This window comes from Phormidium sp. FACHB-592, assembly GCF_014695795.1.
Taxonomy (GTDB): domain Bacteria; phylum Cyanobacteriota; class Cyanobacteriia; order Leptolyngbyales; family Leptolyngbyaceae; genus Stenomitos.
The window spans coordinates 19,915-30,914 of the sequence record NZ_JACJOZ010000091.1 but is presented as its reverse complement, the minus strand read 5'-3'; the positions used below and the strand labels follow the sequence as shown (position 1 = coordinate 30,914).

At 49.7% G+C, this 11,000-nt stretch carries 8 protein-coding genes; all 8 read right to left on the bottom strand.

Annotated elements, in window-relative coordinates:
- Positions 1-122, bottom strand: a 122-nt coding sequence (locus H6F86_RS25530) for an IS1 family transposase (RefSeq protein WP_190446062.1), incomplete at its 3' end; no start/stop codon positions are given.
- Between the two features lie 59 nt (positions 123-181).
- Positions 182-3,091: an NHLP bacteriocin export ABC transporter permease/ATPase subunit gene (locus tag H6F86_RS25525; RefSeq protein WP_190452612.1), complete on the bottom strand. Its 2,910-nt coding sequence runs from the start codon at positions 3,089-3,091 to the stop codon at positions 182-184.
- A gap of 69 nt (positions 3,092-3,160) precedes the next feature.
- Positions 3,161-5,419: an NHLP family bacteriocin export ABC transporter peptidase/permease/ATPase subunit gene (locus tag H6F86_RS25520; protein WP_190452611.1), complete on the bottom strand. Its 2,259-nt coding sequence runs from the start codon at positions 5,417-5,419 to the stop codon at positions 3,161-3,163.
- Entirely contained in the window at positions 5,406-6,851 is a 1,446-nt protein-coding gene (locus H6F86_RS25515) for an NHLP bacteriocin system secretion protein (RefSeq protein ID WP_190452610.1), read from the bottom strand. The genes H6F86_RS25520 and H6F86_RS25515 overlap by 14 nt, the downstream gene beginning before the upstream one ends.
- A 751-nt stretch (positions 6,852-7,602) precedes the next feature.
- Positions 7,603-7,866, bottom strand: coding sequence for a class IIb bacteriocin, lactobin A/cerein 7B family (locus H6F86_RS25510; protein ID WP_190452608.1), 264 nt, complete (start codon positions 7,864-7,866; stop codon positions 7,603-7,605).
- 154 nt (positions 7,867-8,020) lie between these two features.
- On the bottom strand, positions 8,021-8,251 hold the full coding sequence (locus H6F86_RS25505; protein WP_190452607.1) for a hypothetical protein: 231 nt from the start codon (positions 8,249-8,251) through the stop codon (positions 8,021-8,023).
- 283 nt (positions 8,252-8,534) lie between these two features.
- A complete protein-coding gene (locus H6F86_RS25500) occupies positions 8,535-10,001 on the bottom strand; it encodes a cyclic nucleotide-binding domain-containing protein (RefSeq protein WP_199305508.1) in 1,467 nt (488 codons plus the stop codon).
- Positions 10,002-10,023: 22 nt separating this feature from the next.
- Entirely contained in the window at positions 10,024-10,410 is a 387-nt protein-coding gene (locus tag H6F86_RS25495; protein WP_190452605.1) for an AraC family transcriptional regulator, read from the bottom strand.
- Between the last annotated feature and the right edge of the window lie 590 nt (positions 10,411-11,000).

The window sequence follows — 11,000 nt, the reverse complement described above, 5'->3', positions numbered from 1 at the left end:
TTCTTCGTCGGTTGTTCGATGAACTGTCGTCCGCAGTCGTGGCATTTGAACCGTTGTTTACCATTGTGGATACGTCCGTTCTTGACCGTTTTGACGGACGCACAAAGGGGGCAAGCAGGCATAGGAGGAGAACAACTCTACTTCTCTATCATTACATCTTGAGCACTACCTCATTTTCAATTTATCCCATCTGCCGCTTCATCAGTTCGGCAAACAGCCCTGCTTGGGCAGCAAGTTCCTTAAAGCACCCCTGCTGAGTTACCCGACCGCCCTGAAGGACATAGATTCTGTGCGCGTTACGAATCGTGCTAAGCCGATGAGCAATGACCAGACGGGTCACTTGCAGACGATCGAGACTTTCACTCACGATTGCTTGAGTACGGTTATCTAAAGCGCTGGTGGCTTCGTCAAATAGTAGAATCCGGGGTTTCAATACCAGGGCGCGGGCAATCAGAAGGCGTTGCCGTTGCCCGCCAGAGAGATTGCCGCCGCCTTCACTAATGACGGTGTGCATTTCCATCGGCATTGCAGCAACATCCTCAGCAAAACCCGCCATCTGAGCCGCTTCCCAGGCTTCATTGAGGGTGATCTGTGCGCCACTGGCAATGTTGTCAAAAATTGACCCTGAGAGCAATCGTCCACCTTGCAGCACCACGCCTAATTGCCGCCGCACTGCCTCCACATTCAATCCCGTCAGGTCTTGACCATCGTAGGCGATCGTTCCCGATTCGGGTGTCTCAAACCCCAGCAACAGCCGAAAGAGCGTCGATTTACCGCTACCAGACCCACCGACCAAGGCGATGAATTCTCCCGGTTCTGCATGAAGGCTAACATCATCTAGGGTCAAGGCTCCACTGTCTCGGTAGCGAAAGGTGATATGGTCGATGCTAATTTTGCCCGTTAGCCGACCGGGATCGGCTTTACTCAGGTCTACTTCGGGAACGGTCGCTAAGATGGGTTGGGCACGTTTTGCCTGCGGAATCACTTGCAGCAAATTGGTGGCGGTGTTACTCAAATTCGTGGCTCCGCCAATGAACGTGCCAAAGGCTGAGTTGAAAGCGAGAAAGGTGCCGACCGTTAACCCGGCTGTGCCTGCCGTTTTTGCTTCTGCTAACAGTTGCATCGTCAGCCAGAACAGGATTGCTGAAGTCAGCGTGGGCAGTAGCGTGTTAAACAGGGCAATCCCATCTTCAAGGTGTTGAGTACTGAGATTGAGCTTCACCTGCTGACTGTAGCGCTTGCTCCAGGTTGCGAACGCTCGCTCTTCTGCTCCAGCCACCCGCAGTTTGGAAAGGCCGTTAATCAGTTGAACGGTGTGTCCAAAAATGGTGCCTTGCAATTCCAGCAGGGGGCGAATTTTGCGGATGAGCATGATGCCGGAGAGGGTCGTGACAGCGATCGTGACCAGCGCAACGGCGATCGCGACCAACGCTAACTTAACGTTGTAGTAAAACAGTAGCCCCAGGTTAAGCAAGGCAAACAGGGCACTCACTAGATTGATCACCGTCGTGCCGCTCAATTGCCGCCGAATCTGGCTGATAGAGGTGACGCGGGATTGCAGATCGCCTGTGGTGTATTGGCGGAAAAAGGAGACGGGTAGACTGAGTAGCCGATCCCAGACTGCCGCTTGAGTTGCCGCATCCGAGACGGTTTCTACCCGTAAAATGGCAAGTCCTTGAGCAATCCGAAAGGCGGCTGTGCCTAGCGCAACTACCAGCAGTCCCAGTCCCACCTGGAGCAACAATCCCCGGTCGGCATCGGGAATGGCGTTATCGATCAACATCGCGGTTGCTTGCGGCGTGAACATCCCCAATAGGGTCGCCGCAATCCCAGTCACTAAGATCACCAGCAAATCTTTAACGCATCCCTTCAGCGCAAAGCGCAGGAGTTCCAGAGTCTTAAGGGCTTTGTCCGGCAGCGGACGATAGAACATGTAGGCAACGGGAGTCAGGGTTGCTGCGATGTCTGCATCGATTGGAGTGTGAGTGCGATCGACGGGATTAAACAGGTGATAGCAAGTGGCAGAAACAGGCAATAATGCGACCAGTTGGTTTGTCTCACGAGTATAAGCAGCTAACGGTCCGCTGCCCTTTGTCCACCAGTGATCCCGCAGCAAGACGCGCCGCATTCTGACCCTGGAGGCTCGCATAATGGCTTCGAGCGGTTCTTTGACCCGCTTGAAATCCTCCGATGCAGCGGGGGGATGGATGGTTACTCCCAACACTTTGCCGATCGCTCGGGCTGCCACCAACAGCGGCGAATCGTCCGCAAAAAAGTCTGCGGCTGAAGTGCCTAGGGTAGATGCCAGTTCGCCCAAGGCTTCCGTTGTCACCTGATAATTTAGCCGTGCCTGCGCTTGAAGCCGTTGCAACTCTGCCTGCGCCGCTTGCTGCTCTAGGCGATCGATGCCGGAAAGTACATACGTCTGCAACTGCGACAACCCTACCAGCAGCGCATCGAGGTTCTGGATGTCCTCAGTAGACTGCGTTACCAGTTGGACATCATCAAGGGCTTCCATCCACAGTCGATCGCTGAATGGTACTAACCCTGTCGATGGATTCAGCAGCAACTCCTCAGACCCATTCCAGCGCACTGTACCCTGCTGGATTTGCATCCAAACGACAGTACCACCTGTGGGTTGCAACGTTTGCTGTCGGGTCAGTGAAACTCGTGCAGCACCTGCCGCTTTGGTATGAATCCCTGGCACAGGTGACTGAGACGGCGCGGCACCTAATTGGTTCACCCAGTGGTCGATTTGGGCAATCGTCGGTTCATCCTGTCTCACCAGCCGTTGCCTCAATTCGCCTGACTGAACTTGCAGCAATTCCGTCTCTTCGATCGGTACTGCTAAAAGCTGACGTTGATGCGGCTCAGAACTGGGAGTTCTCCCAAATAGCGCCTCTCCAGAACTGGCACTAAACAAATAGTGCCGAGTGCCCTCAAGCCCATCTTGTCCGACCATGACTGCAAATAGGGCAACAGAGCCAGATTGAATCACCCACATTGTTTCTGGCTGATTCAGCAACATCGGCTGATTGCCGCGAAGCTTGCATGCTTGCTCCTGTGCTTTTGTCTCTAGTTGGCTGACCATACTAGTTTCCTCTTCTTAATCATTGGTTTTAGTTATTAGATGATTCACAAACACTCAATGCTGAAAACCTCAAAGTGCTTCCCCTTCCGTGCGAATCAAGCGTGAGTAAACGCCATCAACTTGCCAAAGTGCTTCATGAGTGCCACGTTGCACCACTTTGCCACGCTCAAAGACGATGATTTCATCGCAATCGCGGATGGTGCTTAAGCGATGCGCCACAATCAGGCAGGTGCAGCCGCGTTGCCGCAGATTGCGATCGATGATTTTCTCCGTTTCCGTATCCAACGCGCTTGTCGCTTCATCCATGACTAGAATGGCGGGATTGTTGACCAAGGCTCTGGCAATTTCTAATCGTTGTCGTTGTCCACCGCTCAGGTTAACGGCTCCCTCACTCAACTCGGCATCATAACCGCCTGGTAGCGCCAGAATCACCTCATGAATTGCCGCATCTTGACACGCTTGAATGATGTGTTTCTCTGGTACGGTGGCATCCCACAGCGTCAAATTTTCTCGCACCGTGCCGCCAAACATCGAAATATCTTGCTCCACCAGCGCCACCGAGTTGGTCAAAATCTGGCGCGGAATTTGTGCCCTTGGTTCACCATCAAAGTAAATCTCCCCGGACCAGGGTTCGTACAGTCCACTCACCAGCTTAGCGACGGTAGACTTGCCAGACCCACTGCCACCCACGAGAGCGACTCTCTCTCCCGGTTTCAGCCGCAAGTTCAAGTCTTCAATCAGTAGAGCCGCCAGCCGACTGTAGCCAAAGGTGAGATGACGTAATTCGATCGTGCCTTGGAGCCGGGGATTTTGAGGTTTGAATTCTGCTTGTTGCCCTCTGCCTCCTACTTCCTGCTGCCTGCCTCCTGCTTCCAATTGCGGATCTGTCGGGTTACGCAGCACGTCATCTAATCGCACTAAATTCCCTTCGAGTTCTTGCAACGAACTACCAAAACTAACCAGGTTGTTGACGGGAGCAAGAAAGCTTTGCATCAACCCTTGAAACGCCACCAGCATGCCGATACTGAGGTAGCCATCCATCACCCGTAAACCACCGACTACTAGCAAGAGCATGGCGGAGAGAGCGGAGAGGAGGGTTGGCAGCACGGAAAAGGTCTGGTTGCTTAAGCCCAATTCTTGCTGAGAGTTGATCGCTTTGGTGTAATAGCCTGCCCAGCGAGCAAAGAAATCGGACTCCAGCCCGGAAGCTTTCAGGGTTTCGATACTTTGGAGGGCGGAAATCGATGTGCCAGAGACTTTACCGTGTTCCTGGACCAGGCGCTGGTTGGTGTCGATGCGGCGGCGGGAGAGCGCTTGCAAGGTGAAAATATTGATAGCAGCAAACACGATTCCTGTTGAGGTCAAGACCCAATCGTACTGAAGCATGATTAGGACATAGAACACCACCATGACGACATCGATCGCCGTTGTTGCCAATTTTCCTGAAAGCACCTCTGCCACTTGGTCATTCAACGTGGTGCGGTTGGTGATTTCTCCAGCAAATCGTTGAGCATAAAAGCCCACGGGTAAGCGCAAAATATGCCAAAGAAAGCGACTGGACAGTCCCACAGATAACTTAATTTTCAATCGTCGCAGGTAACGCAACTGAAACAAGGTTAATAACCCCTGGAGAATAGCAGCAACCACCATGCCGATTAACAGGGGACGTAGCCATTGCTGTCGTCCCTGAATCAAAATCTCATCCACAAAGACCTGACTAAAGACTGGCACAACTAGCTCAATGAGAGTCAGCAAAAAGCCTGCCAGCACACAGTAGGCAACTGCCCCTTTAGAACTGCGTAACCGTTCCCATAGGGCTAAAGCCATGCTGGGCTTGCGACCGCCTTTGACAAACTCTGTACTGGGTTCCAGCACCAGCACTACACCTGTGTAGCCTTCATCAAATTCCTGATGAGAGACAGTGCGCGGTCCAGAGGCGGGATCGTTTAAATACACCCGCTGCTTGCCAAAGCCTTCCACCACTAGGAAGTGATTGAAATTCCAAAACACGATGTAGGGCGGGCGAAATTCTCGCAATTGCTCTAATTCTTTCTTGTAACCCTTAGCTTGCAGCCCGTAGGTTTGAGCCGCTTTCAAAATATTGGCAGCTTTACTGCCATCGCGGGAAACGCCGCACTCCTGGCGCAATTCGGGTAGGGGGACAATGCGATTGTAATAGGCCAAAATAATCCCTAAAGAGGCAGCACCACACTCGACAGCTTCCATTTGCAGCAGAGTAGGAGTTTTGACGCGTCGACCCTGGAATAACTGCTGTAAACTTTGCCAGGGCGAGGGGGGGAGGGACAGAGACAGATTAGAAAATACCACTGGTAGACCTCAGAATCGGGAGGACAAAGGTAATGGGAGCGCGTTCTTCCACTGTGACTCGAACGGTGGTCGTGGTTCCCGATGAAATTTTCAGGTTGGGACCTTTCGAGGATGACCACTGATAGCCGCTGGCGGTGGCTGTATCGGGTTTCAACTTAGCGAAGACTTGAATCACCCCGTCTTGCTTGTCCGCTACCAAGCCTTTCATCACTTCTGGATTGCCAACAATGCTGGCAGCCGATTCGGTGGTAATTGGAAAGGTGGAAACGCTGTCAATCGTGCCAACAATGCCGCCAAAGCGTTCGCGTTTGACCGTTTGCGGCGTAATCTGGATCGTCATTCCAGGTTGAACTTTTTTGCCGTCACTGATGCTGAAGTAGGTCATGCCGACCAGGTTGCTGGAGCTAATTTCAGTGTCGATACTGCCAATCCGAGTACTTGGTTCCAACACCTGTCCAGGATGTACGGCAATTTCCAGCATTCGTCCGTTATGTTGACTGATGATTTGGCTGCTGTTGCCCAGTTGCAGTTCCAGTTTGGCAATCTCCCGCTGGACTTCCTGAATTTCTTTGGTGCGCGTGGTGGAAGCTTCCAAGTCTTGCTGTGCCAGCGTCGCCTCGCGGCTATCCAGCTCTTTCAATTTCGCTTCCACATCGACAATCGACGTAAAGTTATCGCGGTTACTCTTTTCCTGCTCAGTTTCTTTAGCAGCGAGTTGTTTGAGTTGGGCTTGAATGTCGGCGATCGCATCCCGGTTTTCCTTATCTTTCACCTGGGCATCCAGCAACACATCGTTGGTGATAATGCGTTCGGCATAGAGTTGCTGCCGTGCCCTTAGCCGCTCTGCTAGGATGGGAGCCATTGCCTCAGTTTGACGTAGCTTTTGTTGCAAACTCCGTCGTTGTTCCTGAATTGAGCCACCGCTAGTGGTTTGCAACAGGGGTGACAGTTCTTGCAATTCCCGCCGCCGCTGCTGGAGATACTGACGTTGCTGCTGCACCGATCGCCGTTCTTCTGTATTCCGCACGCCCTGCAAGGAACCCACCGCCTGATCCTGAAACTGTAGCTCTGTTAATTTGGTGCGCTGTTGTTGCAGTTGCTTTCGCAGTTCCGACTGGTCAATCGCTCCCAGCACGTCGCCCTTCTTCACCACATCGCCCACTTTGACCTTGAGCGATACCAATTGCCCTGCACTTTTGGCTTGCAGCGACACCACTTTACTGGGGTAAACCAATGCGCCTCGACCTTCGATCGTCACTGGAATCCGTCCATACACACTCCACACCAGTGCACTTGCAACTAACGAACCTAAACACGCTAACGGCAACCAACTCTTCGGATTCACCACCTGCATCAGTTGGTCTAACCGCTCCGGTGATGCTAACCGATCCAACGATTCTTTTCGGAATAGCTCCCGCTTTTGAGCCACCATTTCAATCACCTTCAATTACTTACTTTTGTTGAGCCTTTTAGAGAAGTTTTTTCGGGATAATATTCTGCGATCCAATGAGAACCTTCAGCGAATCCTCGGCGATAAAGCAGAAAAACACTCAGCAATAGATGTTTAATCTTGGGTAAGTTTCCATGTAAACCGCTTCGTTATCTCAGGCTACACAGTCGATAATCTAATCGCTGTTGAATTTGCATTTCATATCTCCATAGTTCAAGACGTATTAGTAGAAGGTAGGGTGGGCAGTGCCTACATATTCTTATTTAGGGAATGTTTCAGCTTTTGGTGGTACTGCCCACCCTACAGAAAGTTGGTACTCAACTATCTTGCTCTAAGTCCTCTATGATTCCACCAACCTTCCGAAGTTGGATCAGAAAAAGGAGATGGTTTGAAGGGGCGAATGATCCCGCCACAGACCACATCCAACTCTTCATCTGTGAGAATCTTCTCTTCAGAAATTTATTCGGTTTCTGCTTTTTTTGTAGATGGAAGTGAACGATTCTTTTGCTCTGTTCATCTTTTAACCTCCTTGATTGAGAAAAGTAGTAGGGTGGGCATTGCCCACCCTACTTTCTCTAGCGTTGGGTTTCACTGGCTAATGACTTGACAGTACTGTAGGGTAGGCAATGCTCACAAAGTCTATGCGTGGACGTTTTGGAAAATGTGGGCGGTGCCCACCCTACTTTTGTTCAACCTATCTCTCTTAACATCTTTGTAAAGATTATTGACAGAATCATTCCCTCAGTCCTTCAGCAAATCCCTGCCCAAATTCCACACTCGCAGCTTTCGCTACAACTTTAGCAGCGGTTCTTAGAACAAAAGGAGCCGCGATGCGTGCAGCAGCACCAACAAGAATTAAAGGTGCTATTCCACCACTAACTTGCTCCAGCTCATCATCTGAAAGACCGTCCTCATCCTCTAATAAATGAGAACTAGTAATATTTAGACCTGAAGTATCTGACCGACAATGATTGACACTTTCAAACTCAAAAGACATAATACTTGCTCCTAATTGAATTGTTTGTGTCTGAAAACTGTTGCGATGAGTGGGAGTTAATTACATGGGTTTAAACAATGTAAACACTCCCACTTTGTGAAGATGCCAATTGACCACTCGCTTTTAACACCTTTCGGGAAACTATTTGATAGAATCAGTCGCGTAGTCCTTCACGATATCCCCGGCCCAATTCTCGGCCAACTCGACCAGGAATTTGACTAAGATCAGCGATGCCCTTGCCAACAGCTCGGGCAGCCTGACCAATACCATTACCTATGTCATCAATCAAGCCAGCTCCATTAATAGCTTCAAGCTCTTCAAAACTTAGCTCATCTGAAGCTTGGTCATTTAGCACAACTGACTTTTGTTCTTCAAAATTATCCATTGTTCTTTCTCCTTTTTAGGTGTTTCACAGGTTTTTGAGAGTTTTAAGAGAACTAGTTCTCATCTCTCTTTGCTTCCTGATACTACGAATATAATCGATTAAAATATAGGTCACAATGCACAATATTTAGATGTAGAACTAGTTTTTATATGGATTTATATTTTGATTTGAATGAGTTGAAAATTAAAAGTTTGCAAGCCTGAAAGTAGTTGTTAAGTGAACACTAAAAGACCTCCGAGTTCTTGAAGAACTCGGAGGTCTGAATAGCCAGCTATCCAATCGCTTAAGCCACTTCAGTACCGCCTAAGCGTCTCAGCAGCCAATCAAAGCGAGTGCCCGCGATCGCCATTTGATCCAGCGCACCAAAATTCAATTCATCCTCCGCTTGAATTGCACCGTTAAGCGATGTGACGCAATTGTCCACCGGCTGACCATAGCCCAAGCGATCAAGTAACTCTTGTAGGCGATTAGACAGTAAGTTTGCTAGCATTCGGTAGAAGCGAGAGGCAAAACCAAGATCTTGTTCCAGTTTGATGGCGAGGTGTGATCGAGGAATTGCCAACACTAGCGAATCTTGCAACGCCGTAATTGTGGTAGGGGGTAAGTGAGCATTTAGAAAGAGCGTTTCGCCGATTATTTCACCTTTCGATAAACGGGCGATTTCCTGCCCCGGTTTACTGATATCCAGCACTGAAAATGCTTGCATAAAAGGATTACAAACCTGATCAAAGGTGGAAACTGATAGGGTGCCGCCCAAAAGAATGTACAGAGCATCGATCGGTCTACCTTGCTGAATCAGAACTGAATTTTCTGAAACTTTCTGGCGCTGACCGATCGCCACTAACCAATCAATATCGCTGTCATATAATGCGCCCAGAACCGACAGCACGTCTCGCAAGGGTTGATCTTGGGTGAGCGAATTGCACCCTATGTGGCTCATCAGCGTCTGCAATCGATTTGACAAGAGAATGGCGATCGCTCGGTAAAACCGCGCTGCGAATCCGGCATCTTGCTTCAATTGAGCGACTAATTGAGCCTGAGAAATCGACAACACCAGAGAGGGTTTAAGCGCTTTGACAGTGGTTGTCGTAGTGGTGTGAGTGCCCGTTAACAGACCTTCTCCAACCACTTCACCACTACCCAACCGGGCAATTTCCCATTCCGAAATGCAGTCTTCCTGAGCATAGATGCGATCGAGATGATTTCCGGTAAATTGAGCTGTCACTGTTAGGGAGCCGTCCAACACTAGATGAAAGGTGTCGATCGATCGTCCAGCTTGAGTCAGCACCGTTCCAGCACTAATTTCTTGATAGTGCCCTACTGTGCCTAACCACTGGATGTCACCATCATTTAACTCCCGTAGCACCACATCAGTAACCTGCTGACTCATGTGGTGTTCCTGAGTTGCTTTGACTCTGGCAACCGTTTTGGCAAATACCCGTGCCAGGTAGCCAATGTCGTTTTGCGCCTGAGAAATTTCAGCCAATCCTGGCGGCACAAAGTTCCCACGCTCTACTGCCTTTGCCGCCTTTATTAAAAGTCGCACGGGTCGAACTAACCATCTTGCCAGGAACAAGGAGATAGTTGTGGCGATCGCGCCTAGCATCCAAACAGCAGAGTGACTTTGCTGTAACGGACGGTAGACAGTCAGGAGAAAGATGGGCGCCAGCGCGACCCCCAACAGGGCGGCTGAAAACAGTGTCGTCATTGACCAGGCTGCGGGCTGGAACAATCGATGTAAGATCTTCATAGTCAGGGGGCTTCCTTTAGGGTTATGCGTGTGCAGCACGATCGAGGTCAGATGACTGCATCTTTATCTGTTGAATCTTTCTCCAGGCTTGTGGAGTGGTGCCGTATCGTTGGCGAAACTGACGAAAGAAATATCCGGCTGTTTGATAGCCCGTGATCTCAGCAATCTGGCTGGCTGAATCGGTGGTTTCTCGCAGCAAGCGACAGGCTTCCGTCAGCCGCCGTTCAATAATCCAGCCATGTACAGGTTGTCCGGTCTGGCGACGAACAAGATCCGTGAGATAAGCCGGGGAATAACCAACTGCTTGAGCAACATCATTCAAGCCGATCGACTGGTGATAGTTTGCTTCAATAAATTTGAAAACCTGACCTAGTAATGCTTCAGCGTTTTGTACTACAGCATTTTGCATGGGAACAGTGCTCCTGAAAACGACATTCCAGCACGAGAAGCGATCAGTAGTTCACCTGATCCAACAGTGAGCAATATTGAACTGAACGAAGGAAGTGATTTGCGAATGATTGCTCTTTGAGGCAGTCATCATGTTGCAACTTCTATAAACCTCTCGGCTGCAAACGCGAGAAACTCTGCATACATTACAAAAGTTCATAATTCTCTCTTGTGCAAAACAGTATCTAGCCCAAGGTGTCGTTAAGAAATAACTTCACAGTTTCTGGGTAAAATATTGCTCAACCTTGAGATGAATTTCCAGAACAACGTCCGAACGATTAGTCCATCAATGCTGCTGTCCAATTTGCCAGACATCAGAAGCACATCCGGTGAAAGACTTGCATGCTCAAATGAATCTTTATCTGAGTCGCTTGGATGAACAATAACGTCGCTGGTATGTTGCCCTTTCGATAAATTGAGCGGGTCAAGCAGTTATTTATTCGGGCTAGACACCCGGTGATAGCCTCGATAGGGATTTTTGCATATTTAGTTCGAGAAGTTACTAAGACTAATCGCAGATTAATCTGCAATTAGTCTTAAGGAATGATTTTG

Excerpts from the sequence above, each read along its gene's own strand:
- H6F86_RS25500 (WP_199305508.1), bottom strand. The coding sequence starts at position 10,001 with ATGAAGATCTTACATCGATTGTTCCAGCCCGCAGCCTGGTCAATGACG.
- H6F86_RS25510 (WP_190452608.1), bottom strand. The coding sequence starts at position 7,866 with ATGTCTTTTGAGTTTGAAAGTGTCAATCATTGTCGGTCAGATACTTCA.
- H6F86_RS25515 (WP_190452610.1), bottom strand. The coding sequence starts at position 6,851 with ATGGTGGCTCAAAAGCGGGAGCTATTCCGAAAAGAATCGTTGGATCGG.
- H6F86_RS25495 (WP_190452605.1), bottom strand. The coding sequence starts at position 10,410 with ATGCAAAATGCTGTAGTACAAAACGCTGAAGCATTACTAGGTCAGGTT.
- H6F86_RS25505 (WP_190452607.1), bottom strand. The coding sequence starts at position 8,251 with ATGGATAATTTTGAAGAACAAAAGTCAGTTGTGCTAAATGACCAAGCT.
- H6F86_RS25525 (WP_190452612.1), bottom strand. The coding sequence starts at position 3,091 with ATGGTCAGCCAACTAGAGACAAAAGCACAGGAGCAAGCATGCAAGCTT.